This window comes from Actinocorallia lasiicapitis, from assembly GCF_054778695.1.
Genome location: NZ_BAAGZI010000001.1, coordinates 60,714 through 85,833, shown reverse-complemented (window position 1 = coordinate 85,833; position 25,120 = coordinate 60,714). Strand labels below are relative to the sequence as shown.

The 25,120-nt window shown below is 64.5% G+C and carries 33 protein-coding genes; 21 read left to right on the top strand and 12 right to left on the bottom strand.

Annotation, left to right across the window (positions count from 1 at the left end; genetic code table 11):
• Window positions 1-123: 123 nt before the first annotated feature.
• Window positions 124-864, bottom strand: coding sequence for a DUF6928 family protein (locus tag ACYVE7_RS00435; RefSeq protein WP_460362151.1), 741 nt, complete (start codon window positions 862-864; stop codon window positions 124-126).
• Window positions 865-1,046: 182 nt separating this feature from the next.
• On the opposite strand from ACYVE7_RS00435, the gene ACYVE7_RS00430 reads away from it, so the two are divergent.
• From ACYVE7_RS00430 to ACYVE7_RS00410, 5 genes are all read left to right on the top strand, one after another.
• The gene (locus tag ACYVE7_RS00430; RefSeq protein WP_460362150.1) at window positions 1,047-1,454 is read left to right on the top strand and encodes a hypothetical protein; all 408 of its coding nucleotides are present in this window, start codon (window positions 1,047-1,049) and stop codon (window positions 1,452-1,454) included.
• 46 nt (window positions 1,455-1,500) lie between these two features.
• The gene (locus ACYVE7_RS00425) at window positions 1,501-2,046 is read left to right on the top strand and encodes a DUF4240 domain-containing protein (protein WP_460362149.1); all 546 of its coding nucleotides are present in this window, start codon (window positions 1,501-1,503) and stop codon (window positions 2,044-2,046) included.
• A 106-nt stretch (window positions 2,047-2,152) separates the two neighbouring features.
• Window positions 2,153-2,494, top strand: coding sequence for a hypothetical protein (locus ACYVE7_RS00420; protein WP_460362148.1), 342 nt, complete (start codon window positions 2,153-2,155; stop codon window positions 2,492-2,494).
• A 606-nt stretch (window positions 2,495-3,100) separates the two neighbouring features.
• Window positions 3,101-3,460: an NIPSNAP family protein gene (locus tag ACYVE7_RS00415; RefSeq protein WP_460362147.1), complete on the top strand. Its 360-nt coding sequence runs from the start codon at window positions 3,101-3,103 to the stop codon at window positions 3,458-3,460.
• 338 nt (window positions 3,461-3,798) lie between these two features.
• On the top strand, window positions 3,799-4,398 hold the full coding sequence (locus tag ACYVE7_RS00410) for a hypothetical protein (RefSeq protein ID WP_460362146.1): 600 nt from the start codon (window positions 3,799-3,801) through the stop codon (window positions 4,396-4,398).
• A 324-nt stretch (window positions 4,399-4,722) separates the two neighbouring features.
• Here the strand turns inward: ACYVE7_RS00410 and ACYVE7_RS00405 are convergent, their stop codons facing one another.
• The 3 genes from ACYVE7_RS00405 to ACYVE7_RS00395 are packed head-to-tail and all read right to left on the bottom strand — an operon-like array spanning window position 4,723 to window position 5,745.
• Window positions 4,723-5,160, bottom strand: coding sequence for a DUF2871 domain-containing protein (locus ACYVE7_RS00405; RefSeq protein WP_460362145.1), 438 nt, complete (start codon window positions 5,158-5,160; stop codon window positions 4,723-4,725).
• Window positions 5,157-5,519, bottom strand: coding sequence for a hypothetical protein (locus ACYVE7_RS00400; RefSeq protein ID WP_460362143.1), 363 nt, complete (start codon window positions 5,517-5,519; stop codon window positions 5,157-5,159). The genes ACYVE7_RS00405 and ACYVE7_RS00400 overlap by 4 nt, the downstream gene beginning before the upstream one ends.
• Before the next feature lie 13 nt (window positions 5,520-5,532).
• A complete protein-coding gene (locus ACYVE7_RS00395; RefSeq protein WP_460362142.1) occupies window positions 5,533-5,745 on the bottom strand; it encodes a DUF4267 domain-containing protein in 213 nt (70 codons plus the stop codon).
• 60 nt (window positions 5,746-5,805) lie between these two features.
• On the opposite strand from ACYVE7_RS00395, the gene ACYVE7_RS00390 reads away from it, so the two are divergent.
• Entirely contained in the window at window positions 5,806-6,846 is a 1,041-nt protein-coding gene (locus ACYVE7_RS00390) for a LysR family transcriptional regulator (protein WP_460362140.1), read from the top strand.
• On the opposite strand, the gene ACYVE7_RS00385 is transcribed toward ACYVE7_RS00390, so the two are convergent.
• Window positions 6,836-7,024 carry a hypothetical protein gene (locus ACYVE7_RS00385; protein WP_460362138.1) on the bottom strand — a complete coding sequence of 63 codons (189 nt, stop codon included), beginning with the start codon at window positions 7,022-7,024 and terminating at the stop codon, window positions 6,836-6,838. The genes ACYVE7_RS00390 and ACYVE7_RS00385 overlap by 11 nt on opposite strands.
• A 158-nt stretch (window positions 7,025-7,182) precedes the next feature.
• On the opposite strand from ACYVE7_RS00385, the gene ACYVE7_RS00380 reads away from it, so the two are divergent.
• The 6 genes from ACYVE7_RS00380 (at window position 7,183) to ACYVE7_RS00355 (ending at window position 10,505) form a co-directional block, all read left to right on the top strand.
• Window positions 7,183-7,878 carry an IS630 family transposase gene (locus ACYVE7_RS00380; protein WP_460362137.1) on the top strand — a complete coding sequence of 232 codons (696 nt, stop codon included), beginning with the start codon at window positions 7,183-7,185 and terminating at the stop codon, window positions 7,876-7,878.
• A gap of 29 nt (window positions 7,879-7,907) precedes the next feature.
• The gene (locus ACYVE7_RS00375) at window positions 7,908-8,213 is read left to right on the top strand and encodes a transposase (protein ID WP_460362135.1); all 306 of its coding nucleotides are present in this window, start codon (window positions 7,908-7,910) and stop codon (window positions 8,211-8,213) included.
• Complete coding sequence (locus tag ACYVE7_RS00370) at window positions 8,179-8,970, top strand: IS3 family transposase (RefSeq protein WP_460362134.1); 792 nt, start codon at window positions 8,179-8,181, stop codon at window positions 8,968-8,970. Before ACYVE7_RS00375 ends, ACYVE7_RS00370 begins: the two co-directional genes overlap by 35 nt.
• The gene (locus ACYVE7_RS00365) at window positions 8,963-9,076 is read left to right on the top strand and encodes a hypothetical protein (RefSeq protein ID WP_460362133.1); all 114 of its coding nucleotides are present in this window, start codon (window positions 8,963-8,965) and stop codon (window positions 9,074-9,076) included. Before ACYVE7_RS00370 ends, ACYVE7_RS00365 begins: the two co-directional genes overlap by 8 nt.
• Before the next feature lie 185 nt (window positions 9,077-9,261).
• Window positions 9,262-9,702, top strand: coding sequence for an SRPBCC family protein (locus ACYVE7_RS00360; protein ID WP_460362131.1), 441 nt, complete (start codon window positions 9,262-9,264; stop codon window positions 9,700-9,702).
• An 8-nt stretch (window positions 9,703-9,710) separates the two neighbouring features.
• On the top strand, window positions 9,711-10,505 hold the full coding sequence (locus ACYVE7_RS00355; protein ID WP_460362129.1) for an ArsR/SmtB family transcription factor: 795 nt from the start codon (window positions 9,711-9,713) through the stop codon (window positions 10,503-10,505).
• Window positions 10,506-11,332: 827 nt separating this feature from the next.
• Here the strand turns inward: ACYVE7_RS00355 and ACYVE7_RS00350 are convergent.
• The gene (locus tag ACYVE7_RS00350) at window positions 11,333-11,572 is read right to left on the bottom strand and encodes a response regulator transcription factor (RefSeq protein ID WP_460362174.1); all 240 of its coding nucleotides are present in this window, start codon (window positions 11,570-11,572) and stop codon (window positions 11,333-11,335) included.
• Window positions 11,545-12,108 carry a hypothetical protein gene (locus ACYVE7_RS00345; RefSeq protein ID WP_460362176.1) on the bottom strand — a complete coding sequence of 188 codons (564 nt, stop codon included), beginning with the start codon at window positions 12,106-12,108 and terminating at the stop codon, window positions 11,545-11,547. The genes ACYVE7_RS00350 and ACYVE7_RS00345 overlap by 28 nt, the downstream gene beginning before the upstream one ends.
• A 180-nt stretch (window positions 12,109-12,288) precedes the next feature.
• Here ACYVE7_RS00345 and ACYVE7_RS00340 point away from each other — a divergent pair, with 180 nt between their 5' ends.
• Both ACYVE7_RS00340 and ACYVE7_RS00335 read left to right on the top strand, forming a co-directional pair.
• The gene (locus tag ACYVE7_RS00340) at window positions 12,289-12,498 is read left to right on the top strand and encodes a hypothetical protein (RefSeq protein WP_460362128.1); all 210 of its coding nucleotides are present in this window, start codon (window positions 12,289-12,291) and stop codon (window positions 12,496-12,498) included.
• Between the two features lie 15 nt (window positions 12,499-12,513).
• The gene (locus ACYVE7_RS00335) at window positions 12,514-14,175 is read left to right on the top strand and encodes a serine/threonine-protein kinase (RefSeq protein ID WP_460362126.1); all 1,662 of its coding nucleotides are present in this window, start codon (window positions 12,514-12,516) and stop codon (window positions 14,173-14,175) included.
• A 205-nt stretch (window positions 14,176-14,380) separates the two neighbouring features.
• On the opposite strand, the gene ACYVE7_RS00330 is transcribed toward ACYVE7_RS00335, so the two are convergent.
• Window positions 14,381-15,028, bottom strand: a complete 648-nt coding sequence (locus ACYVE7_RS00330) for a winged helix-turn-helix transcriptional regulator (protein WP_460362125.1) — start codon at window positions 15,026-15,028, stop codon at window positions 14,381-14,383.
• A gap of 170 nt (window positions 15,029-15,198) precedes the next feature.
• On the opposite strand from ACYVE7_RS00330, the gene ACYVE7_RS00325 reads away from it, so the two are divergent.
• The 7 genes from ACYVE7_RS00325 (at window position 15,199) to ACYVE7_RS00295 (ending at window position 20,255) form a co-directional block, all read left to right on the top strand.
• Window positions 15,199-15,720 (top strand): nuclear transport factor 2 family protein, encoded by a 522-nt coding sequence (locus ACYVE7_RS00325; RefSeq protein ID WP_460362124.1) that lies wholly within the window; start codon window positions 15,199-15,201, stop codon window positions 15,718-15,720.
• 137 nt (window positions 15,721-15,857) lie between these two features.
• Window positions 15,858-16,334 carry an AhpC/TSA family protein gene (locus tag ACYVE7_RS00320; protein ID WP_460362123.1) on the top strand — a complete coding sequence of 159 codons (477 nt, stop codon included), beginning with the start codon at window positions 15,858-15,860 and terminating at the stop codon, window positions 16,332-16,334.
• 74 nt (window positions 16,335-16,408) lie between these two features.
• Window positions 16,409-16,969 (top strand): nuclear transport factor 2 family protein, encoded by a 561-nt coding sequence (locus ACYVE7_RS00315; protein WP_460362121.1) that lies wholly within the window; start codon window positions 16,409-16,411, stop codon window positions 16,967-16,969.
• Window positions 16,970-16,971: 2 nt separating this feature from the next.
• Entirely contained in the window at window positions 16,972-17,832 is an 861-nt protein-coding gene (locus ACYVE7_RS00310; RefSeq protein WP_460362119.1) for an alpha/beta fold hydrolase, read from the top strand.
• A gap of 59 nt (window positions 17,833-17,891) precedes the next feature.
• Window positions 17,892-18,815: an NmrA family NAD(P)-binding protein gene (locus ACYVE7_RS00305; RefSeq protein ID WP_460362118.1), complete on the top strand. Its 924-nt coding sequence runs from the start codon at window positions 17,892-17,894 to the stop codon at window positions 18,813-18,815.
• A gap of 153 nt (window positions 18,816-18,968) precedes the next feature.
• Window positions 18,969-19,727 carry an HD domain-containing protein gene (locus tag ACYVE7_RS00300; protein ID WP_460362116.1) on the top strand — a complete coding sequence of 253 codons (759 nt, stop codon included), beginning with the start codon at window positions 18,969-18,971 and terminating at the stop codon, window positions 19,725-19,727.
• Window positions 19,728-19,877: 150 nt separating this feature from the next.
• On the top strand, window positions 19,878-20,255 hold the full coding sequence (locus ACYVE7_RS00295; RefSeq protein ID WP_460362114.1) for a DUF6632 domain-containing protein: 378 nt from the start codon (window positions 19,878-19,880) through the stop codon (window positions 20,253-20,255).
• Window positions 20,256-20,423: 168 nt separating this feature from the next.
• Here the strand turns inward: ACYVE7_RS00295 and ACYVE7_RS00290 are convergent, their stop codons facing one another.
• From ACYVE7_RS00290 to ACYVE7_RS00275, 4 genes are all read right to left on the bottom strand, one after another.
• The gene (locus ACYVE7_RS00290) at window positions 20,424-20,828 is read right to left on the bottom strand and encodes a hypothetical protein (protein WP_460362113.1); all 405 of its coding nucleotides are present in this window, start codon (window positions 20,826-20,828) and stop codon (window positions 20,424-20,426) included.
• Window positions 20,829-20,941: 113 nt separating this feature from the next.
• Window positions 20,942-21,625 carry a hypothetical protein gene (locus tag ACYVE7_RS00285; RefSeq protein ID WP_460362112.1) on the bottom strand — a complete coding sequence of 228 codons (684 nt, stop codon included), beginning with the start codon at window positions 21,623-21,625 and terminating at the stop codon, window positions 20,942-20,944.
• A 571-nt stretch (window positions 21,626-22,196) separates the two neighbouring features.
• The gene (locus ACYVE7_RS00280; protein ID WP_460362110.1) at window positions 22,197-23,072 is read right to left on the bottom strand and encodes an SAVMC3_10250 family protein; all 876 of its coding nucleotides are present in this window, start codon (window positions 23,070-23,072) and stop codon (window positions 22,197-22,199) included.
• Window positions 23,073-23,170: 98 nt separating this feature from the next.
• Entirely contained in the window at window positions 23,171-24,859 is a 1,689-nt protein-coding gene (locus ACYVE7_RS00275; RefSeq protein WP_460362108.1) for a DUF6119 family protein, read from the bottom strand.
• Window positions 24,860-25,120: the final 261 nt, after the last annotated feature.

Genomic DNA, 25,120 nt, shown 5'->3' with positions numbered 1-25,120 from the left:
GCCGGAATGCGGCGGGGAGGGCGGCGTTGGTGTTGTTACCTTCAGAGCGCGGTCAGAAGAGGTCGGCTACATCCTCGCCAGCCGACCGCTCTCGCATGATGATCGTGATGAAGGCTGCCTCGTTCACCGTTGGTCACTGATCTCCACGAGGCTGCCGTCCGCCTGGAACGTGAACCTACGAGGAGGCCCCATGGCCGCAACCGCAGCTTGGAATGCGGCTTTCCGTTCTGCTGCGCCCTCAGTGTCAGGGTCTGTGACGTTGAAGCCGAGCAGCTCGACGGCGTCAGGGTCGATGTCGTAGTCGGGGAACCCTTCGATGGTGAAGCCGAAGAACGTGCTGAGAGCATCTTCCCCCAGCTCCAGTGGGTGGAACGGGAGCGGATAGGGTTTCTCGCTGCCAGGCCGGCCCTCGATCGGCACAACCGGATGGTCGCCAGCCCAGTAGGGCAGTTCGAAGGGGAGCGGTTCTCCGATGTCCTCGATCACTCCGCTGTCGGGGGCCAGACTCAGGGACCGGATCAGTCGGCCGTCCTCCCACACCGCGAACGCCAGCCAATCCGAGACGCTGTGCATAGCGTGCAGCACGAGCCTTCTCCCTTGGCTGGCCTCGACGATGCTCGGTGACAGTTCGGAGGGACGATCGAGCATCAGGCTGCGCGAGCAGACCACATCCACGCCCTCGAAGCTCCCGGCGTACACGACGTCCTCAGGAGGGTAGGTCCCGTCATGAAGGGTGTTGCCTTCGCGCGAGGAGCGAGGCCAGCCCGGAAGGATGAGTTCCACAAGCGTCTCGGTCCGGTCAGGATCGGGCGCAGTAGCACCGACCAGCCAACCAATCGCCTCCTCAGCGGACAACGCGATCATCCCCGTCTTAGCTCCCACAACCCCTCCAGCCGATGCAATGCTCAAGGAGGGGAACATACAGGACTCCCAGCTCAAGCTGGCAGTCCCAGGGTGACACGGGTCGAAATCCCCAGGGATACTTGGCGGACTTGTGCATGATCACGCTGGTGCTCAGGTCGCCTCACTCTTAAGGATGGCACCTCATGGAAGATGATGACCTTCTCAACCCTGAGAGCTTCGTCGAGTTCCTCATCGACCATGTCCGTGTCCCCGCGATCGAGGGGACGACTGCGACCATGCAAGAGCCGCCCGGACGCGCTCCTCGCCAGGACCTGGTGCAACTGAGCCGGTGGTTCAACGATCTGCCGGAAGCAGATCGCGACCTGGTGGTCCGTGCTATGACGATGGCAGTCGACGACTCGCTGTTCGGAATCCTCTGCGTGCTCGACGGCGTCCGGTCGATCAACCCCCGCCCAGGGGTCCTCCAAAGCCTGGTCCTCCATGCCGAACTGGAAGACGGCACAAGCCGTCGGCTCAACCCTGAGGACGGCGAACTCCATGACACCTACAACTGGCTTACTCGCGACCAGTATGAGCAGGGCGCCACCTGAGCCCGGTACGGCTCCGTTTGTCGGTCTCCTCTGGCACCATCCCCCCATGAACCAAGATGACTTCTGGGCGATCATCGAAGAAGCCCGAAATCTAGGTGGCTCTCTCCATGAGGCCCTGGAGACAGTCCTGGCAGGTATGCCAGCCGAAGGAATCGTTGACTACCGCCAGCACTACGACGAGTACAAGGCGGCGCTCTACCGTTGGGATGTGTGGGCCGCCGCCTATCTGATCGGCGGAGGCTGCAGCGACGACTCCTTCATGGACTTCCGAGCCGGCATCATCGCCCAGGGCCGCGAGTGCTACCAGATTGCCTTCACCAACCCGGACGGCCTCGCAAACCTCGCGCCCATCCAGGCATCAGCCTTGGCTGAAGACGACGGAGAGGACATCTTCTACGAAGAGTTCACCTATGCCCCCTCTCACGCCTACGAGCGACTCACCGGCAACGACGATCTCTTCGAGGCCCAAGAGCGGCGCTACCCGCCACAACCATGGGAGCCCGATATGGGGGAGGACTTCGACTTCGACAACTCCGCTGAGATGCACCGCCGGCTACCACGGTTGGCGGCCCTGTTCCTGGATTCCCCGTAGCGCAGTGATCTCGGGGGAAACAGGACCTCAAGAAGATCCGCGCCAACACCCTCCGCTCGTATGACTCCCACCTGCGGCTCTACCTGATCCCCGACCGTGGGCGTCCATGTTCGAGACCATCGCCGAATACAACGACCTCATCCACGAGGCCCGCATCACCGGCAACCCCGCCCTCCGCGCCCAGGTGAAGGGCCGCCGAGTGGTGGAGGCCGCTTCACAGCAACGCATCCGCGCCACCCTACGAGCGGCGTTGAACCAGGCGATCCGGGAACGGAAGATCGACATCAACGTCGCCTCCCTCGTCGAACTCGAAGGCGGCAAACGCCCCAAGGCACTGATCTGGACGGACGAGCGGATAGCGGAATGGCACAGGGCGCTCCCGATCCATGTCGCCGAGTTGGAGCACGTAAACCGCCCTGGGGGACCTTCCCCCGTTCGACGGACGTGATGTGAGTTGACCTTGGGTCAGCCGGGAAGGAACCGTCTCGTCCTGGATCAACCAGGTCGAACGCTGGTTTGGCTACCTCACCGACCAAGTCACCCGACGCGGCGTCCACAAAAGCGTCCGAGCGCTCGAAGCAGACGTCCGCGCCTGGATCGAAGCCTGGAACACCAACCCCCGACCCTTCTCCTGGAAGAAGACCGCCGAAGAAATCCTCGACTCCCTCGCCCGATATCTACAACCCGGAGGCTGATTCATGAGCCTCTTGAGATGGCAGGGTCTCTGGGCGGCCTGAGGAGGGATCCGCTGTCCACGGCGTCCACAGATCTTGGTGGATTACTCGAAACCGTGGACATGGCAACGGCCCGCACCCTTCATTGCGTTACCAGGCGAAGTGAAAGGACTACGGACCGTTGAGGCTTGATATTCTCGCAGGCCTCGACATCGGGCAACGGCTTCTGCTGTACGGACGCTGCGCGGAACTTCTCGGCGAGGTCGTGAAACCGTGCGGCAGATCCGCGGCGATCGGTGGGGCTGGCTGAGGTTGGGGAGTAGAGCGGTGCGTTGGGTGCGGACCGACGACGACCCCTGCCGTGAGAGATAATCCACTCCATGATCATGGAGATTCGTACCTACCGCCTTCTGCCGGGTACCCGCGAAGAGTTCGTGCGGGTCATGCGCGAGGAGTCCGTGCCGCTGCTTGAGCGGCATGGCATCAACGTCGTGGCGTGTGGTGCGTCGCTGATCGATGAGGACGGCCATGAGGAGGCGTACTTGATCCGTGCCTTTTCCTCGCTTGAGATGCACCGAGAGCAGGAGGAAGCGTTCTATGGCAGCGAAGAGTGGCGTCGGGGGCCCCGAGAAGCGATCGTCTCGCGCATCGAGAGCATGCACAGCATCGTGATCGAGACCGCGGAATTCGATTTCCCGGCATTCGCCTCGAATCCGGCAATCAACCGGCGCACCTGGTGAGAATCGGCCGATTTTAGCGAGACCTGGCAGCCTTAGATTTGAATATTCTACAATATTCTGCAGAGGCCGATTGAGTCGGTTGTTGCCGATGCGATCGAGATCAAGGGCGAAAGATCTTCTATGCTGTTACTCCTGAATATTTCGGCCGAGGCGCCGGAAGCGATGAGAAGATCGCTCAACGTCCTCGAGGTTAGGCCCATGGAACTGGGGTTGGGCCCTACCTAGTCCTCGCTATGCGATGCCGAACATGATTCATCTCGTTGCATACGGCGACCAGGGCACATTTATTGACGCCTGTATTCCGAACACGCAAGACTCAACTCAAGGATGGGTTACTTATGGAGGTTCCTGTCTCGCTTGGTGATCTGATCGGCCTTCCGATCCGGCCCCGGGTTTCCTTCGACTGGGAGGGGATTTCCGAGGATTATGGTATTGGATTTCCGTCGGATTACAAGGATCTAATGGAGACTTATCCTACGCTCCTTTTCTATGATTTTCTTATGATTATACCGATCGAAGGCCCTGGGCGTATTTGGCGATTCCTAGAGCGTCTTCAGGAGGGGATAGATGGCAACCTGCCAGTCGGTCCGGAATACGTGCCGCCTGCTGAAACTCCGGGAGAGCCGGTCGGTAGGTTCGCGGTGTACCCGGAACCAGGTGGACTATTTCCCTGGGCTCATACGGAGAATGAGCAGATCGTCTGCTGGTTGACTGGCCCGGAGCCGGACCTCTGGACGGTCGTGGTCTTCAATGAAGACGGAGGGTGGTGGCACTACCGCGGTTCTACAACTAGCTTTCTCTATGAAACGATGACCGGTAGTGTGCTCTGCCCGGTATGGACAGATGAATTTCCTGACGAATGGCGCGATATTATCGCTGAGTCGATGGGGTCATGTGAAATACGTCAGATCGAAGACCCATCCGGGCCGTTGAGATAAATCCCCGTGGATCGGGTGGAGTGATCATTTCCTTAGCCAGTGTCGGGGATGGTCGAAAGACCTTGCGAACTGGGCGGTCCATCGTCGCCCCGGACAAACCGGAAACGCGCTCGTCAGGTGTGGTGCGCGCCGGGCGTTGGTGCTGTCCCGCCGGTTCGCTGTCGGGCAGGGGGTCGTGACGGTGGACGGTGTGTGCACCGCCCATGCTCAGGCTGCCTCGGAGTTCAAGCGTTCCCAAGCCTGATCAGAGTCTGGATCCCTGGCCGGCGTCAGGGGTCAGGTGCCGACCTGATCGGATGCTTTCGAAGATATTCAGAAAGGGCCTCAGGCCTGTGCGGGGGCTTGCTTTTCTGAGTCGGATTCGGAGGTGAGGCGCTTGCCCAGGGTGATGAAGAAGAAGACCAGGCCGATGGTGAGGACGATGTGTCCCAGTCCCGCGAGGCCGGCGACTGCTTCGGGGGTTTCGTGGCCCAGGACGGTGCGGGTGCCTTTGAAGGTCATGACGGTGGCGGTCAGGGCGAGGCCGGCGTTGTAGGTCCAGAAGAAGGGGCCGAAGAGTCTGCCCGCAGAGAGGGTGAAGAGCTTCTCCAGCGGGAGGACGATCAGGAAGAACAGCATGCCCAAGGCCAGCAGGTGGGTGTGGACCACGGACAGCTGGGTGTCGCCGGTGAAGTCGTTGAGCTTGGTGAGCTCGCGGTAGTAGAGGCCGCTGACCAGGCCAAGGATCATGTAGATGTGCGCGGCGTTGTAGAGCTTCGTCATCGGGTTCCTTTGGCGTCATTCGAGGTCGGACTGGTCTGGAAGTAGGTGTCGTAGAGTTCCTGGACGTCCAGGAGGGACTCGGGCGGGACCTCTCCGTACGCGACGCGCTCGAGGTGGCGGAAGTACTTGAAGCGCTCCACGCCGGGGGTGACGACGATCGGGAGGTCGGCGTCGTGGCCGGGGGCGGCGGCGAAAGCGTGGGTCAGGCTGGGCGGGACGATGACCAGGTCGCCGCGTTCCGCGGTCACGAGCTGGTCGCCGGAGAGCAGCCTGATCGTGGTCGACGCCTGGCCGATCGCCTCGGCGTCGGCGGCGCGGACGACCACCGACACGGGGAACTCCGGGATGAACAACGACATGGTCGGCCTCCGTTCAGGTTGCGAAGAGCAGCGCAGCGCTGATGACGACGACCATCGCCGTGGCGAAATGGATTCCGAACGCCGCGGCCTTCGTGCCGCCGTTCCGCAGGACGATGAACGTGTCTCCGAACGGGGTCAGGGAGACGGCGAAAGGGTAAGGAAGACGGCGAGGCCGTAGGCGATGGCGTTCAGCATGATCAGCCCACCCTCGCTCTTCGCATACCACTCGATCAACATAGAATGCGGACTCTGATCGATGAGCGTGGTGTTATCGAAGGGCCTGCTGGTGATCGAACTTCGTGACATCGAGATCTTCCTGACCCTGGCCGAGGAACTGCACTTCGGCCGCACCGCGGAACGGCTGCATATCTCCCAGTCGCGGGTCAGCCAGGCCATCAAGAAGCAGGAACGCCAGATCGGCGCGGTGTTGTTCGACCGCACCAGCCGCTCGGTGGCCCTGACACCGGTCGGGCAGCGGCTGCGCCAGGACCTCCAGCAGGCCTCCGAACTCATCGCCAGCGGGCTCGCGCGGGCCGGCGAGGCCGGTCAGGGCGAGCGCGGCGAGCTCCGGATCGGCGCCATGGGCATGCTGGGCTCTGAGCTGCGTTCTTTGATCGAGAAGTTCCAGGCGGACCACCCGGCCTGTGCCGTCGAGATCGTCGAATTCCAGTTCAGCGAGCCCTTCGAGGCCCTGCGCTCCGGCGCTGCCGACGCCCTTCTCCTGTGGCTGCCCGTACGAGAGCCGGACCTGGTCGTGGGACCCGTCGCACTGACCGAGGGACGGATCCTCGCCGTGCCCTCGACGTGGGACCTGGCCCGGCGGGAGTCGGTCTCGATGGAGGACCTCGGCGGCCTGACCATGGTCGACCCTGGCAGCTCGGCGCCCGACTACTGGATGGGGGCGATGCTCCCCCGATACACGGCGACCGGTCGCCTGATCCCGCGCGGCCCCGCGGTCCGCACCATCCATGATGTCCTGAACATCGTCGCGTCCGGCCAGGCCGCCAGCACCCTGAACGAGCACAGCAGCTGGTACTACAACCACCCCTGCCTCACCGCCCTGCCCATCCACGACGCCCCGACCACCGAATGGGCCTTTGTCTGGTCCGCCACGAACCAGAACCGCCACCTGCCAGCCTTCATGGGAACAGTCCGCACCCTCGGCCCCCGCCCCCTGGCCCCTGCGGCTCGCCGGTCGAAGAATCAACCAGTGATCCGACCCGGCCTGCGTCCGCTTCGAAACCGGCGACACCGTCCCGGCATCGACGACCTGGGTCGCGTCGCACCCACCTCACATGCTGCTGTCTCTGACCAGCTCAGCGTTTGAGGGCACGGTACTTCTTGAGAAGAGCAGTGATCTTCTCGGGGTCCGCGGCGCCGTTCAGTTCGGCAAGCAGGTCGTCTGGGCACAGATCGTAGAGCTCTCCCCACCATCGGCGTGCCCTGGTGTTCCAGATCCTGTAGCCGCCCGGCACTCCTCTGGCAACGTAACGTTTTCTACTCACTGACGGCCTCCACACTGATACCGCGGAGTCGATGTCTCGATGATCTTGTCAGGTCGATGAGCCCTGACTAGTGGCTCGTCTCCGAACCTTGTTGGGGTTATTGATCTCGGCGGGTGATCAGGCCAGCCTTGTCCCGGAACCGGTTTCGGGAGGTGGTCGTGGCGAGGAAGCCCGGGGTGTTCGTGCGTGCGTTGTCGATGGAGGAGGGCCGCCGCCTGCAGAAGATCACCAGGACGGCGAGAGATCCGGTGAAGCTGCGGCGGGCGATCGTGGTGATGATGTCGGCCCAGGGCCAGTCGGCCTCCTCGATCAAGACGTTGATGCAGGTCAGCGATGACTACGTTCGTTCGGTGGTGCACGCGTTCAACGAGCGGGGGTTCGATGCTCTAGACCCAAAATGGAGAGGGGGCCGTCCACGGAGGATCGGTGAGTGGGTGCGGGAACGTATCTGTCTGATCGCCCGGACGACCCCCGCCGAGTGGGGCATCACCGCGTTCTCCACCTGGAGCCTGTCCAAGCTGGCCGCTCATCTGGGACGGATCGGCCTGGTCACCTCCCTCAGCCGCCAGCACCTGTCCCGGATCCTGAAGTCCGGCGGGGTGTCGTGGCAGACCACGACCACCTGGAAGAGCAGCAATGATCCGGACTTCATCGCCAAGATGCAGGCCGTGCTCGCCCTCTACGACCAGCGGCCGGACGGAGGCCGGGTGATCTGCCTGGACGAGTTCGGGCCGCTCAACCTGATGCCACGCACGGGCAAAGCCTGGCGGCCCACCACTCGTCCACGCCGGCTGCGGGCCACCTTCAACCGCAATGAGCTTCCCCCCGTTAGACGGCCAGGCAGGGTGAGATAGGCCAGGCCGGACAGGGGAAGGAAGATCACGTGCCGTCACCTCATCCGCCGGAGTTCCGGCGTCGTGCCGTGGAGCTCGCCCGGACGGGCGAGAAATCGATGAATGAGCTTGCCAAAAGCCTTGGGATCAGCCAGTCGTGTCTGTCTAATTGGGTGCGGCAGGCCGACCGTGATGAAGGAACTCGCCAGGACGGCGGGTTGACGACCGCGGAGAAGAAAGAACTCGTCGAGCTGCGTCGGAAAACCCGGCAGCTGGAGCTGGAGAACGAGATTTTGAAGAGGGCAGCCGCGTATTTCGCGCGTGAGAACGTCCTCCCAAAATCCGGTATCAGCTGATCAGGGAACTCCTGTCACACGGGATTCCCGTGGCGACGTCCTGCCGGACCTGGAGGTCTCTCTTTCCGGGTATAAAGACTGGGCCGGACGTCCTGCCTCGGCTCGGGATCAGCGGAACACCGAACTACTGAAAGTGATCCGGCAGATTCACGAGGAGTCCCGATTCAGCTACGGTTCGCCGCGCGTCCACGCCGAGCTGACCCTCGGCCTGGGCGAGCGGGTGAACCGCAAACGCGTCGAGCGACTCATGCGGCAGGCCGGGATCCGGGGGATCTACCGGCGCCGAGGCCACAAGCCGATGCAGTCCGGGCCGGCGACCGAGGACGACCTCGTCGGCCGGAACTTCACCGCCACCGCTCCGGACGTCCTGTGGCTCACCGACATCACCGAGCACCCCACCAAGGAAGGAAAAATCTACTGCGCCGCCGTTCTCGACTGCTTCTCCCGCAGAATCGTCGGCCACTCCATCGACATCCGCCAAACCTCCGAACTCGTCATCGACGCCATGGCGGCAGCCGTCGCCCGTCGCCACCCGACACCCAACAAGACTATTCTGTATTCCGACCACGGAACGCAATTCACGTCTTGGGCCTTCGGCCGTAGGTTGCGCGATGCCGGGCTTCTCGGCTCGATGGGAACCATCGGAGACTGCTATGACAATTCCATGATGGAGAGTCCTTCTGGGGAACACTCCAGCTGGAACTCCTCGACACCGAATCTGGGGCACCAGGGCAGAACTCGCGGCAGCAATGTTTGAATGGATTGAATGCTGGTATAACGCATTTAGAAGACATTCCAGCATCGGAATGATCAGCCCAGCCGCCTACGAGGAACGCTACCGAACCTCACGAGACACCGGCTGACCTATCTCACCCTCGATGGCCGTGCTACGGGGGGAACCTCATTTGCTGTCCCTGCGCCGGATGGAGTTCCTCAGTCAGCCTGGACGCGTCGTGGCTGCGGTACCGCTCGTTCCTTGACATGCAGCCCGGTGGCTGCATTATGGTGATAGGCATCCGGTTGGCTGCATATTGCTGGGAGGATCGACATGGCTGATATCCGGCATCGTGTGGGCGTCTACGCCCCGCGGCAGAGGGTTTTCGACACGGTGAGCACGCCCGAGGGGGTGTCGAAGTGGTGGATGCCCACGAGAGGCGACGCCGAGGGGAAGCTTGAGCTCGGCGACGGGCAGGAGCCGGTTCTGGTGGTGCGGGTGGCCGAGCTCGTCGCGGGTGAGCGGGTGGTGTGGGAGTGCGTCGATGGTCCGGCCGAGTGGGTCGGTACCACGATCATGTTCGATCTCTATGCCGGGCCCGCGGCGGGGGAGACGGTTGTGCGGTTCACGCACGCGAACTGGCGTGAGCCGGTGGAGTTCATGCACCACTGCTCGACGCGGTGGGGGCAGTTCCTGTTCAGCCTGAAGAACGGGCTGGAGAACGGCGGCTGGCAGCCCGTCGCGCAGATGCCCCTTGCCAGCAGTTGGAACTGACGGCGCCCGTGGACGAGGTGTTCCGTGCCCTGGCCGATCCGACCCGGCGCCGGCTCCTGGATGGTCTCAATGTCCGGAACGGTCAGACGTTGCGGGAGTTGTGCGCCGGATTGGACATGGCCCGGCAGTCGGTCAGCAAGCACTTGGCCGTCCTGGAACAGGCCGCTCTGGTCACCGCGGTGTGGCAGGGACGGGAGAAGCTCCACTATCTCAACGCCGCGCCGATCAACGAGATCGCACAGCGATGGATCAACCAGTACGACAGGGCCCGCGTCGAGGCCCTGGCGGATCTGAAATACGCCCTGGAAGGGACTCCTGTGGACGTCGGCGACAACCCCTCATTCGTCTACACCACCTATATCCGCACCACACCGGAACGGTTGTGGCAAGCGCTGACAGAGCCCGCCTTCACTCGCCGGTACTGGGCAGGATACGCCTTCGAGTCCGACTGGCGTCCCGGCTCGAGAATCGTCGTGACGACGGGCGACGGCCTTGTCGCCGACGACCCCGACCAGGTCGTTCTGGAATCCGATCCGTTCCGGCTTCTCTCTTATACCTGGCATCACAGGACCACCTGCGGTGGGGGAACTCCCGAACCGCGTTCCAAGGTCGCTTTCCATCTGGAGGACATGGGCGGTCTGGTGAAACTCACCGTCATCCATGACGGCTTCCTGCCGGGCAGCGAAGTCCTCGAAAGCATCAGCAACGGCTGGCCGCGTGTCCTCGCCGACCTCAAGACCCTTCTGGAAACGGACAGTGACGCTCCGTCCACCATGGACGGCGGCGACCGCGACCTACCGTGACGATCTTGTATGGAAAGTCGCCACGAGCTCCACGTCGGTGACACGGCCGGCTTCTTCGAGCTCGGCATCGGCGCTGGCCTCGCGCCTTACGGTCGGCGAGGTCTGAGCGCAATTCGCCTTTTCGGCCATACCCGGGAGGAGAGGCGGAGTGCAGCCTGTGAAGGACGCTTTCAGAACCCAGGAGTTGCGTATGCGAGCGGTGAGACCGTTGACCGGCCGGGTGATCGGGGTGATCGCCCTGCTCTCTGTCGCCGTGCTGTTCGATCTGATGTTGGCTTCGAGTTTCGCCACGCTGTCGCAGAACGCGGAAGCCGGTACCTCGACCGGGTTCGATGAGTTCTCGGAGCTGGCGGCGTTGCTTCCGCTGATGATGGTGGCCACCTTGGTCAACATCGGTACGGGTCTGCTGTGGTTGAGCACGGTGCTCCGCGCCCACGGCAACATCGAGACGCTGCACCCGGGGGCGCTGCGTTGGTCGAGGGAGCAACTGCTCTGGTTCTTCGGCGCGGGAATCGGCGCGAGCGTGCTGAGCATCCCGATTCCCCAGCTGCAGTATCTGGCACTGGCGGTGAACATCGTCCTGTGGGTGCCGGTCGGGCTGGTCGTCCACGATCTGTGGAGGCAGGGGCATCCACGACGCCCGGGCCCGTTCTCGATGAGCATCGTCCTGTGGTGTGCGAGCGGAATGGTGACGCAGCTGGTGGCGGGAGCGTCCTGGATCGGGGTCGTGGACACGGCGGGTTCGGCGGCGTCCACCCCGACGGGAGTCTGGCGGGCGGTCGCCGGGTCCTATGTTCTTGACATCGTGTTCTGCGCCATCGCGGTCGTCATGGTGTGGCGTTTCGCCCGGACCCATGACGCGGGGTTGAGGAGCGCGCCCATTCCGCCACCAACTGACTCCGGTTGGCAGCCCCGGCCTTCCGACGGGCGTTCTCCCCATGCTTCTTGATGGTGCTCTCGCCGACCATGAGCTGTCGCGCCACCTGCCGGTCGGTCAGTCCCCGGGCCAGCAGGGCGACGACCTCGTGCTCGCGTGCGGTCAGCGACGCCAACCACGACGCGGGCACCGGGATCCGGGCCAGGAGATCGAGCTGGCGGGCCAGCAAAGGGCGGAGCCGGCCCAGAATATGAACATCGACGTCGGTGAACGTGTCGGCCCGAGAGGCTTGCAATACCAGCCGACATGGAGTCCGGGAACCGTCAGTTCTGTCGCGACCACGTCTCTGATGCCCTGGGGTATCAGGAACTGCTCAACGAACCGCTCATGTGCGGGCAGCCGTCCAGCGGCGACATCGGACAACCGGAGCGGCAGCACGGGCCTTCGCAGTGAGGCCCGGTAGGCGATCGGATCGAAACGGTGATAGCGCTCCGCGTACGGCTCAAGGAGCCGTGATGTGGCACCGAGCGTCACGGCATCGCCGTCTTCGAACAGCGAGGCACGGTCACCACCCAGCAACACCCCTGCATGGTGGACGTGCAACCTCCGGGAAAGCGACTCCAGCAATCGCGCGCGAAACTCCGAAACCGTGTAGCTCCCCTCGCAGTCAGTAAGGATTTCGAAGATCAGATCGTAGTGCGAGTGGTCAAGCGGCGAGTCCGACACGCGACCAAAGATATGCCTCCTCCGCCTTCTCCTCCTAGACCTCTACGAAAGGCGTCCCCTCCTATGTGGCCCTTCGGTAAACGTCGTTCCCGGCCCGCTTACGCGCCCAGCACCGTAGCTGAAGCCGAACTCCTGATCAGCGAGATCTTCGCGGAATGCGAACTCGAACATACAGATGTCGTGTCCGTCGGCGCCGGGTCGGTCAACGTCACCCTCACCCGTTTCACCCACCCGAACGGCGTCCCCACCCCGATCGACACGAACATCATCGCCCTGTCCCCGGGGGGCTGGCAGACCATGGTCATGCGCGCCGGATCCGTCCAGGCCCGCTACGCCGGAACCCACACCCTGCGCGAGGCGCTCCTGCAAGCCCGCTCCCACTACCGCTGAGGAGTTGAGGGCCGGATGAACTGGCGGGTCCCGGGCTATCGGGAGATCAAGGAACTGGGGGCGGGTGCCCAGGGCAGGGCCGTCCTGGTCGAGCATGAGCGCTCGGGCCGCCCCTACGTGATCAAGTACGTGACGATCACACGGTCCGGTGACCGTGAACGGTTCGCGCTGGAGTCGATGCTGCTCCGTAAGATCGACGATCCGCATGTGGTGCGCTGGATCGGCCACGTGGACGACGGCGACCGGTGCGCGATCATCCTGGAGTTCATCGACGGCGTCACGCTTCAACGAGTGCTGGCGGAGAACGGGATCCTTGAGCCGGAGGCGGCGCTGGTCGTGCTCAAGGGCGCGCTGCGCGGCCTTGACGCCGCCCACCGTCTGGCCGTGGTCCACCGGGACTTCAAACCGGCGAACATCATGGTGGGGCCCGAGGGCGTCAGCAAGCTGGTCGACTTCGGGATCGCGACGCTCGCCGGAACCGGCGACGCCTCGGGAACCAGACGGTACATGGCTCCCGAGCAGCTGAGGGGCGAGCCCGCCACCCCCGCGGCCGACGTCTACTCCGCCACCGTCGTGTTCCGTGAATGCGTCACCGGCGACCCAGGCGCGGACCTCTCCGCCGTGCCCGAGGTGCTCCGGCCGATCGTCGTGGCCGGAACCTCGGCCGATCCCGCCGAACGTCTCGAAAGCGCGGCCGATCTCCTGTCGACCCTGGAGCTGGTGGCGTCTGACGGCTACGGTCCCGGCTGGGAGGCCAAGGGGATCGCGGCGCTCGGCGGGGCGGCAGCGGGCCTGGTCACGGCAGTGTCCCTGTCCTCGCTGCTCGGGGTGGGCGGCAAAGCACTCCCTTCGATCGTCCGGACCCTGCTCAAACCCGCCACGGTCGCCGGGGCCACCGCGGGGATCCTCACCGTGTCGGCCCTTTCGTTCCTGGTACTGCGCCCCGACGACCCCAAGATCCCGGACCGACCCGAGGCGGTCGCCTCCTCAAGCGCCCCACCACCGATCACCATCACCATGGCGGGCCTCAGCAGGACCTTCCCCCAGCGCTACCTCATCGTGTCGGACATCAGATACCCCAAAGCCGCCGGAGGCGGCGACCCCGCCTTGGTGAAGCGCATCAACGCCGCGCTCCGGGCCCCCGTCGACGACCAGATCACCGCCTATCAGGAGTATTTCCGCGGCCAATCCAACTGTGCTGTCGGCAACCGGCTGACCGCCTCGACGACGCTCGGGCTGACCGGACCCGAGTTCGTGACGGTCCGCTACCTCTTCCAGATCACGCCGAACCCGAACTGCGCCAACCGGGCGGGCGTCAACCGCTACGCGGTCATCGACCTCAAAACCGGGAAGTCGCTGGGCCTGCGGGACATGTTCACCCGATCCGCGCTGTCAACCGCCCTGCCCCGACGGATCGCAGCGGACTGGGCCGACCGCAGATGCGACGTCCCGACCATCCCGCCCGACGACCAGAGCGAAGCGCCGAAACAGATCACCGAAACGGAAACCGACCGGAAGGACATCCTCGGCACCGGAGTCGGCCTGACCTGGACCCCCAAAGGACTCGGCCTCTCGATCGGCCGAGACGAGGCCGCCGACTGCATCATCACCTTCCCCTTCACCCGAACCCAGCTCACCCCGCTCCTCCGCCCAGATTTCGCCGCCCGCCTCCCCTGACCTCGATACCTGCCGTGACGTTCTCAGCGGCTGGCCGCCGAGAACCCAGCACGTCCGACGACACGATCACGCCACCCGAGCTGACAACGAGCAAACACAGGGGACGAACCGCCCCGTAAACGACACCAGCGCATCCCCTAATGATCAAGTTTTGTCCCGGGGCGCGCTGGTCGCGTTTCATGGGCCTGGAGTGGTTGGGATGGCGTCAGGCCAGGCCGAAGCGGCTTGCGAGTTTAAGCGTGCGGTCGAGGTCTCCGGTGATGGCCAGTTTTCCGGAAGTGACGGCGTCTTGTAGCGGCAGGCTCCCGTTGTTGAGCTCGGCCAGCGTGGTGGTGTCGGTGGTGATGGTCGCCAGTGCGGTGTCGGTCTGTCCTGCGCGGATGGTGATCGCGTTGTCGCGGATGTCGACTTGGAATGGTGCGCCGTCGACGTGCAGTTCGTACTGGCCGTCGACGTCGTCGCCGTGTGTTGGGGAGTACCGGGCTTCGAGGGCGAGCATCATGAGGTCGGGGGCGAGGAACGCCTGGTCGTCGGGTGGGCCGAGCCGGGCGAGCCCCCAGCGGGCCATTTCCAGGATGACACCGCGTAGCGCTTCTCCGTCGCTGGTGAGCCGGTAGACGGTTGAGGCCGCTGGGGGTGGAAGGGTCGTGCGCTCGATGACATCGGCGGACTGGAGTTGTTTGAGTCTTGCTGAGAGCAGGCTGGTGCCGATGCCGGGCAGTCCGTCCTCGAGGTCTTTGAAGCGCTTGGGGCCGCGCAGCAGGTTGCGCACGATCAGCAGGGTCCACCGCTCGCCGAGAAGGTCGAGCGTGGCCGCTAGGCCGCAGTACTGGTTGTAGGTACGCGTACTCATCGGTTCCGTTCAGGTCGGCCGTTTGCTAATAATAACGCGAGTGTGGACTTCTAAAAACGAGAGTGCTAGCTTCAATTACATGGAGCTTGCCTCAAGCTCGCACATCCGGAGGCTCCCCGCACGCATGCCCGGTCATCCATGCCTCGAGTCTCCACCAGCGATGGGAGTCCATGTTGATCGCACAGAGCAGGACCGTGCACGACGCTGTTGCCCGGGACACCGGGTCCATCGACGGGCCACCCGGCGCGACAGGGGAGGCGGAGGAATTCGTCCGGTTCTTCTCCCAGGGGTTCGCGATGGGTGATGGCGAGGGCTTCCTGGAGCACTTCATACCGCGTCTGCACCCCGACCATCAGGGCATCAAGCAGCCGCTGGCAAGCATGGCCTACGGCCCGGCGGGGTTTCGGCGCGTGTTCAAACCGCTGTTCGAGGTCGTGCCGGACCTGCACGGTGAGGTGCATCGCTGGGGCGCGACCAGCGATGGCGTACTGATCGAGTTCACCCTGACAGGCACACTCGGTCGCTCAACGTTTACGTTGGACGTGGTGGACCGGTTCGTCCTGGACGGGGGTCTGATACGAGGCGTCCATACCTACTACGACCCGCTGCCCCTGCTGCCTGTGCTGCTCGCCCATCCCCTCCGCGTGCTGCGGCTGCTGCCGCGGCTCATCGGCAGGGAACGCCGGCCATGAACGACCGTCCCGCTGGACCTCTGGCAGATCACCGGCACCCTGGGCGGTACGAGGCGGGTTCGGTCGTCGCTCCTCGTGAGCTGTCCACGATCACCGGACAGGCCGTCAGGGTGCCGGACACAAGCACGTTGATCCACTTGCAGTTCCGGCGCTACGCGGGCTGCCCGGTCTGCAACCTCCATCTGCGCTCGGTCGTCCAACGGCGCGAGGAGATCACCGCGGCCGGTGTGCGCGAAGTGGTGGTCTTTCACGCCGATACGGACGAGGTCCTGCGGTACGAGGCCGATCTGCCGCTCGACGTGATCGCCGATCCCACCAGACGCCTCTACCGGGAGTTCGGCATCGCGTCGTCCCCACGGGCACTGGCCGATCCACGTGTCTGGGGATCGATCGTCCGCGCGGCTGCGGCGTGGGTTCGCGCCTTCGTCGTCGGGCGGCGCCGCCTGTTCCGGCTTCGGCCCCAGGGGGGACGGCTGGGCCTGCCCGCGGACTTCCTGATAGCCGGCGACGGCAGGATCGTCGCCAGCAAGCATGGCGAGCACGCTAACGATCAATGGTCGGTCGACGACCTCCTCACGCTCGCCGCCTCGTATCGAGAAGGGCCGGAGACGTAGCCAGCGAAGCGGTGACGTCGTGATCCGCCGACGGCGACGCATGGCCCTGGCTCTGACGATCAGCATCTTCCCTGGTGAACAAGGAGAACCTCATGCCACAAGCGCGCACAGCCACTCCCCGGACCACGCAGGCCAAGGAGGCCGTCCCCGCGCTCGACGAGGCCGCATTCGCCGCCAGCGCACAACGTCTGACCAATTCCGCCGGGCTCGGACTCGACGGTGACGCCATCGTCGAGGAGTGGATGAGCCTGTATCACCAGGATGCCGTGGTCGAGTGGGTGATAGACGGCGTCTGCGAACGGCACCGGGGAATCACCGCGATCCGGCCTGCCGCGCACATGATGGTCAAGGTGTGGCGTGATCAGCGTCTGCACGTCGAGAAGGCTGTCGAGTGCAGTGACACCGAAACGATCGTCTTGTCGTGGACCGGTGGGTTCCGGGGGCGCGGAGGCCAGGTCGGCATCGAGGTGTGGACACTGCGCGATGGCTTGGTCGTCCATCACCGGATGCACGGCTACCTCGGGCTGTACCCGACCAGTTCCTGGCGGGCGCGGCTGCGGATCCTCCTCGCCTCGCCACGGCTTGCCTTCACGGTGCTGGCACACCAGCGCCGAGCGGCGGGCGGCCGAGGGTGAACGTGGCAGATGTATTGCGCGGGCCGTTGTCCGAGCGGCGCCTGCTGGACCTGCCTGCCGGCAGCATCGGGGTCCGTGAGGCCGGATCGGGGGAGCCCGTGCTGTTCATCCCCGGCCTCGTCGCCAACGGCTTGGCCTGGCGCAACGTCGTACCCCACCTCGCCGCCCAGGCACGCTGTATCGCGCCGGACTGGCCCTTGGGCTCGCACTCCCCGGCGCTGCCGAACGCCGACCTGACCTTGCCCGGCCTCGCGCACCTCGTCGTGCAGCTGCTCGACGCGCTGAACCTGCGGCAGGTCACTCTGGTCGGCAACGGCTACGGCGGCGATATCGCCCAGGTGGTCGCCGCGGAGTATCCCGGCCGCGTCAGCAGGCTGGTGCTGATCGCGCCCAATGCCTTCGACTCCGATCCATGGACGACGCGAGCGCTGGTGTGGTTGTCACGGCCGCCCGGCGCGGGGGCCGTGCAGAGCGTGTTGATGCGCAGCCGACTCGTGCAACGGTTGCCGTTCACCTACGGCTTCGCGACCAAGCGCCCCATTCCCGAGGCGATCATGGCCTCGTATCTGGCGTCGATCTACTCAGACGCCGCGGTGCGCCATGACTTTCACAGATTCCTGCGCGGCCTCTCACCTCGGTATCTCGCGCGAGCCTCCCCGGCGTTGGCCACCTTCGACCGCCCTGCCCTGGTCATCTCCCCTGCCGAAGACCGGGTGTTCCCGCGGGACGGCGCGCAGCTGCTCGCCGACACCCTGCCGCAGGGCCGCCTAGCCACCATCGCCGACTCCTACGCGTGGGCTCCCGAAGACCAACCGGCCGAACTGGCGCGCATGCTGCTCACGTTCCTGAACGAGCGGCGCTAGCGGCCGGAGCCACCGCAGCCCCGCGACCAGCAATCACCCCCACGAACAGGAGACCCAAGATGAAAGCGTTGATCGTAGGCGCCAGCGGATACAACGGAACAAACGTGGCGCGGCACCTGGCCCGCGACGGGCACAGCGTGCGCGGGCTGGTGCGCAACCTTCACCGCGCCCCCTCCGGCCTTGACGAGGTGGTACAAGGCGACGTCATTACCGGAGCAGGTCTCGAGCAGGCGCTGGACGGAGTGGACGTCGCGTTCTACTTCGTTCACTCCCTCGATCCGGGTGTCGGCAGCACCGACGAGCGAGACGTCAAAGCCGCGACCGAGTTCGTCCGGGCGGCCCGGGTGACCGGCCTGCCGCGGGGAGTGTTCTTCACGACTCTCGCGCCACCTCCGGGAGTCGCCCCGCCCGCATATCAACGAAACCGGCTCGCCGTAGAGCAGATCCTGCTGGGCGGCATTGCGGGCATGACCGCTCTGCGCGCCGGCATGGTCCTCGGACCAGGGTCACGCGGAATACGGCCCTACCTGCGCCTGGTGCAACGCACCCCGTTCCTGCCGCTGGGGCCCTGGCGACGCAACCGCCTCGCGGTTCTGGACCACCACGCCACAGCGCAATGCCTGATCGCCGCGGGCACCCGAGACGAACTGGCGGGGAAGTCACTGGACGCCCCAGCATCAGCCGAGCCGACACACGAAGAGCTCGTGCACGCCCTGATCGAGGCTCTTGGCCTGCGACGCCGTTTCGTCGGGCGGATTCCGCTGTCCAGCAACACACTCGACGCGGCGTTGCTAGCGGCGATCACCGGCGAGTCCTACGGATACAGCCGCACATTCGTCACCGTCAACAAGGTCGATTACATCATCGACCCCGAGCGTGCTGCACCGTTCAGCGAGATCACACCCGCTCCGATGCACCAGGCGCTGCACGACACCGTCACCGGCTCGTCCAACGCGACACGCGACCGAGCAGCCTCCGCGTAACACAGCCAGAGAGAAGGTGCCGTCACCGCCGAGATCGCACCAGGTGCGGCGCGGCGACCATGGCTCCGCCGTCACGGTTCTGGCTACACCGTCGCGATCACCGATCATGAATTCGAACTGGTTCCTATCAACGAAAAAGGTGACAACAGGACCATGATCTCGCAAGCGCGTCGTCCGCGGGCCCGGCTTGATTTGAACCGAACCGAGAAGTTCGTGTTCGCCCGGCAATCGGCGCTAGGTCAACTCCGCGAAATACCTGGTGGGCTTAAGGTCGCACTGGGATTTGGCAATCGAGATAGCGCACTGGCGGCGCAGGCCGATCCGCCGGATGGAAAATACGCTCGGCGTGCCGATGAGCTCGCGAACGAAACGTACGGACCCGAACTACTACAGCATTGTCTGCGGTGCTGGTATTTCGGTGATCTGTTCGCTCGGCACGAGCACCGCGGCTATGACCCCGAACTGTTCTACGTCGCCTGCCTCCTGCACGACATCGCACTCACCGATAGCTACCGCCCCACGCTCGGAGACGCGCCGTGCTTCGCCGTTCATGGCGGCAATGTCGCAAGACGAACGCTGCAAGCATGGGGCGCGGACACAGACTTCTGTGACACGGTCAAAGAAGCCATCGCAGCGCATCTCGACGTCACCGCGCCGCCAGAAAACGGCGTCGAGACCTATCTTCTGCACGCCGCCGCGCGTTTGGATGTCGTAGGTGCCCGCGTCTCCGAATTGCCCAGCCACCTACTTCACCACGTGAACACGCTTCATCCCCGGACAAAATTCGCGTCGACCTTCTCACGCGCACTCGGCAGAGAAGCCCGTGAACGCCCCGATTCGCGCATCGCGGTGCTCTGGAAGACAGGCATGAGAATTCCTGTCACCCTCAACCCGGCTAGCATCGCGTCCTGACCGAATCGGGTCCGACGCGCAGCTCACAGAAAGGATGTGTTGAGATGGCAGAGCATCACAGATCACCGTCTGATAACAGGCCAGCGCCGACGGCGCGAGTCCGAGGATAAACACGCGGAGGTCGTCCAAGTGATGGGTTCAGGTTCTTCGATGCTCACGTTCCTGCGCGTAGCGTTGGTCATCGTCGGCGCAGGATTTGTCAGCGCATATGGATTCTTCCAGCTACTGCCAACACTGTTCGAGTGGGGCGAGTCGCACTATGTTCCGATGATCATCGGGATCTACACGACGCTGGGCATATTCTTGCTGATGGCCTCTCGCTCTCCGGGCAAGCACAGAAGTTTGATCTGGTTCACGGTCTTCTCGAGCCTGGTACACGCCGGAGTGATGATGGTGCAGGCACTCCGTGATCCAATGTGGCGCGCACATCTCTACGGAGACGTTCCGGTACTGGTCTTGGTGGCCTTGGCGCTGGCTATTCCGATGATGCGGCTACCAGCCCTTGATCTCGAAACATCTGGGCGGTGAGCGAAGGAGTTCATAGTCACGGACGGCCGCGTGAAGTCGTGGACGGGGCGATTGACGGGTGGCGAAGATAGCTAGACCCGGAACCGGGCAGGGTCATTGCGGACTGGCGTCCAACTGGGACCGCTCGCCCTGAGTTTGAGCTCGACCTTCGTTCCCGTCAGCCCTTGGTCAGACAGGATGATCGTGGAGGCTCTTCGCCTCGGCGATCGTTCCTCCGCTGTCCTCCCTGAGCACCTTGAGCAGCCGAGCGCGGTTCACTCCGTCGCGCCAGAGGAACGCTGTCACGTTGTCGGTCGTGGGACCCCAACCCCAGCGGTGGAAGAACCCGAACTGCTCATACTCTTGCTCACCATCCATGATCCCGGCATGGAGCCGCCGATGAATGGCCCCTGGAGACAAGCCAGCGAATGGGCGAGTCGGAACTTCACCGGAACGAACCCAGACAGCGGTGCTCGCCACATAGTGGCGGAACTGCTTGGCGAGGGCCATGTTGTCATCGCACGTCAGCCGCTGATCAGCGACCCACAGATCCACTCGCCATAGTGCGGGACCGTCCCAGTCGCCGACCTCCACAGCGAACCTGTGCTTGTCACCTAGAAGCCCAGTCATTCGAGCACCGTGGCAGACACATCGCCCCGCACACAACCTGGGCTCCTACCCCAGAAACCATGATCTCGGGATGCGGTCTAGCCCCGGTCAGCCCACTGACTAATGGTCTCTTCGAGTCGGCTCCGGGCACCCCACAAATAGTAGGAGGGGCGGCCCCTGTGGAGCCCGCTCCTGAAGATCCCCATCCCCTCCGTCTCCGCCGAAGCACCGCCCCGGGTGCCCTGAATGTTCATCGCCTCGAACAGCAGCTCCACCCGGGTGAACGCAACCCCGTCAGGAGCAGCCACGAGCACCGGAGTCTTCCGACCGCCGCTGGGCCCGAAGGGAACCAGGTAGATCTCCGGTGCGGTGAGTAGGCTCTCCGCTTCACGATCCTGTGCCGTAAGGACATCGGCGACCTCCCGCGGATCTGTCGGCGGAGCCGATGGCCAAGGCTGCTGAACGTCCCGGACTGCGGCGAACGGCAGATCTGGTCGATGGAGGGTGCTCTCCTCCTCCGACAACGGTTCGAAGCGAATGAGCTCCGCCTTCTCGACCAGGGTGCTGACCGGCGTGCAGTAGTAGCTGATCGCTTGCCGCCTGACCTTCTTGAGATCAGCCAGCCCCCAGGCACCCAGGTGATCCCACCAGGCGTCGTACATCGCGATATCGCCATCAACGATCAACAGCCGCTGCGGCGTCTCTCTGACCGGCACCCGCAGGGAAGAACGGCCGGTCGGCCAGGAGAAGACAGCACCGACTACGACGTTCGAGGTATCCATGCGCGACAGGCTACGGCGCTTAGGGCAGGCCGCCTCAACGTCAAGGTCACAGCGGATCCGGGCGTGCACTGGACCATGAAGATCAGCTACTACCTGAAGGGCAACAAGGACTACTGAAGCCGCTCCAGACGAGCGCGCAACGCCGCCAACATGATCGTCTAAGGCGGCGGGTCCACCGCGCCGACCGGACGTCCGGCGACATGATCGCGGCATTCGAGCTAACAACGAGCAAACATCGGGGACGAACCACCCCGTAAACGACACCAGCGCATCCCTTAGTGATCAAGGAATGCGCTGGTCAATGCAGTGTGCGCCGCCAGGGACTCGAACCCCGGACCCGCTGATTAAGAGTCGGCTCCGTGCTGTACCGCCCGGTACCGTTCAGTGCCAACAGGGCCCGTCTGATGGCGAGGTGTCCCGGTTCTGAGCAGTATTCGTGACGCTCCGTGTCGCGCTGTGAGGAGCGGTTGCCCGACATCCGGACACACATCGAGCACACATGACTACCGCCCTGGGGGCGGCCAGCACGGATTCGATCCCCCAACAGAATCCCGGCTGCATGGCTGCTCGATCATGGCCCCGAATTGCGCCGCGTAGGGCGCTGGTGTCCCATCGGTTCACGATCGATGATGGGACGTCTGTTGCGCCAGCGACGACTCCAACGTCCAATGGGTGTGAAGTTGCGATACTCAACGTATAGGGGTGTCGCGACGATCAGCCTGTTGATCCAGCGGGCTTCGTCGTCCACGTGCATGAGCACTCGCGCCAGGCCTGACAGCCTTCCGCGCTGGTGGTCCGGGTGGTTGCCAGCGATAACGCCGTAGACCCACTGGGCGACCTCTTCCGGGTCGTTCCGGCCCCATCGTTGACGGTGTTGGTCTGTCACGTCAGTGGAGGGAGGTGAGGTGTCGCCCACTTCGTCCATACGCTCCACCGTTTTGATCATCTCGTAGAGCCATCCGGTTCCAGAGCCCATTCTGCTCGGATCGGCTTCGCTACGTGAGGCGGGCGCGCAACGGTCGAGGAGATTACCCGCCGAACCGCACAGGAGCAGGCTGGCAGATGCCGCCGGTGGTCGGTGAGGCAGATCGCCGCCGAAGAGGACCACATCGTCCGGCAAGTGCGGCGGGGCGGTGTCTTCGTGAGCGGTGCCGTACCCCATGTCCATGTCGAAGGCGATCCATTGATGAGGGCGTAGACCTCTATCCGTGACGCTGGTCGCCTCGCGGTTCAGGCGCTCGATGACCCTACCGAAACGGGTTCTGACGTCAGGAGCGGTGCCTGTCTCGCCGATCTCGACGCGGCCGTTGACCACTCCGAGTTCGACTCCGAGCTCCGCAGCCTTCAGTCCGATTCCTCTGGGAGCTGCCAAGTCAAAGGCGTTGAGCTTGGACTCGGACAAATAGAGCAGTTCGCGCATGGCCGCCAGGTTCTTGTAGAGAATCATCACTCATGTGACCTTCATGGCGCTATCGAGGTTCCCGGTTCCAGGTGAAACTTGAGTTCCGTTCAGATCCGTCACTCCACGTGAGGGCCAGTGATCGGTCAGACAGCCGAAGCGACGTGCCTGCCGCCTCGGCGGATCGGGACCACCTCGACCTCGAGGCCGAGGCCTTCGAGGGTGTGGACGGTGTGGGCGAGGGCGACCTGGCTGAACGGGAAGAGGCGGTCGGCAGACAGCTCGTAAGAGGCGTCCACCATGACTCCGAAGATCACCTTCTTGGGTCGGTAGTCCTCCGGAAGTGCCCGCCCGGTGTGCTCGGAGACGAGCTTGATGAACTCCTTGCGCAGCTTCTCCTGGGTGAGGAGGGCCTGCAGGCCGACGATCGGCTGGAAGAAGAGGTGGCTGAACGGGACGGCGTCCTTGCCCTTCTTGACGCAGATCAGCTCGTTGTCCGGGCCGAGCAGGTCGCAGATCTCGAAGCCGCGGCCGTTCTTGCCCGTGTTCAGCGCGGTCCTCAGCAGCTTGGCGTCGAGGCAGACGAGCCTGCCCTGGGACTGCGCCGCCGTCACGGCGTTGTAGGTGGGCTCGCCCGGCTGCTTCTTCCCGGCGACCGTCGCCGTGGCCGTAGGCTCCCAGGGCGGAAGGGGGACGGACGGGACGGGCTTGATCACCCGGTTCACGGTCCTGCGGATCGAGGTGAAGAACTCGGTGCCGCCCTCGTACCAGGCCCCGTCGAGGAGGAAGAACTCCCGGCCGTTCTCGCGGACGGAGGCGTCCAGGAACCGGATGGCCGAGGCGTGCGCCAGCTGCTTCTGCCCGGCGGTGTCGGCGCAGACGCGGACGTCGCCGCGCCGCAGCGCTTCCACGGGCGGGATGGTGTGCATGACCCGGCAGCGGCGCAGGATGTCTTCCAGGTCGAGGTCGGCGCGCGGGCTCATCGCCACCGGACCGATCTTGATGACGTAGCTCTGCGCTTCGTCCCGCCACTTCACCAGGTCGAGCGGGAGCGTCGCCGTGATCGGGACCGAAGGGTCGCCGGCCAGTCCGTCGGCGAGCCGCGCGTCCAGGCGGGCGAGCTCCTGCTCGTCACGGACGGGGCGGATCGCCTCGATGAACGCGAACTCCTCGGGGACCTGGCGGCGGCGCACTTCGGAGATCCGGCGGAGCAGGGCGACGAGTTCGGCCCGGCCGAGCGGAACCCGCATTCGGAGACCCGTAGCACCGTTCACGGCGACGGGCTTGCCGGCGCCGAGCCCGAGCAACGCCGGGTCGACCTTGCCCGCCAGGGTCCTGACCAGCTCGTTGTACTCACTGACGTCGATCCGCGAGAAGGCCATACCGTTCAGGGCCCGGGTCTCGTCCTGCCGTCCGGAGGTGTCGATGGCCTTGCGGGCGACGGCGCTGACCTCTTCGGCGTCGACGGCGCGGATGGCGAAGCTCAGCCCGAAGGTCTGGTCCTTGAACCGGTCGGGGACGGACCGGAATCCCGTCCCGAAGGTGATCGCGTAGATGTCGTGGTCGACGGAGAGCAGCAGGACGACGGCGGCGTCCTGCGTCTCGTAGTCGGGGAGCGGGCCGGTCAGCAGGGTCGCCTCGTCCAGCCAGGGAACCTTGGTCGGGGGAGTGCCGCGGTGGAAGACGAGGGCCTCCGCGCCGTCGGGATAGTCGGGCACCTCGAGGTTCCAGCCGGGCTCCGTCAGATAGGTGCCGTCGAGGGTTTCGAGGATGTCGTCCAGCTGGGGTGTGCCGGACATGCGGTAGATCGTGACTTCGCGGGTGCTCGCGGGCATGGCGGGACCTCCGGGGGAAGAAGGCGACGTGTCGCTCGGGCCGCGCGGATGTTCGTCGGGAATCTCCGCGCCTCAAGGTGCGGCCACCTCGGCCGCACTAACAGAGTAAGTAGGACTGTTAGCGTTGTCAACGCATACACAGATTGCAGTGGTGCTCACGGCCGTGTACGTTGGCGTTATGACGGATGAAGAGGTGCCTCTGGTTCCACCGGCGGAGATCGCCAGGCTGGCCGGGGTGACCCGCGCGGCTGTCTCGAATTG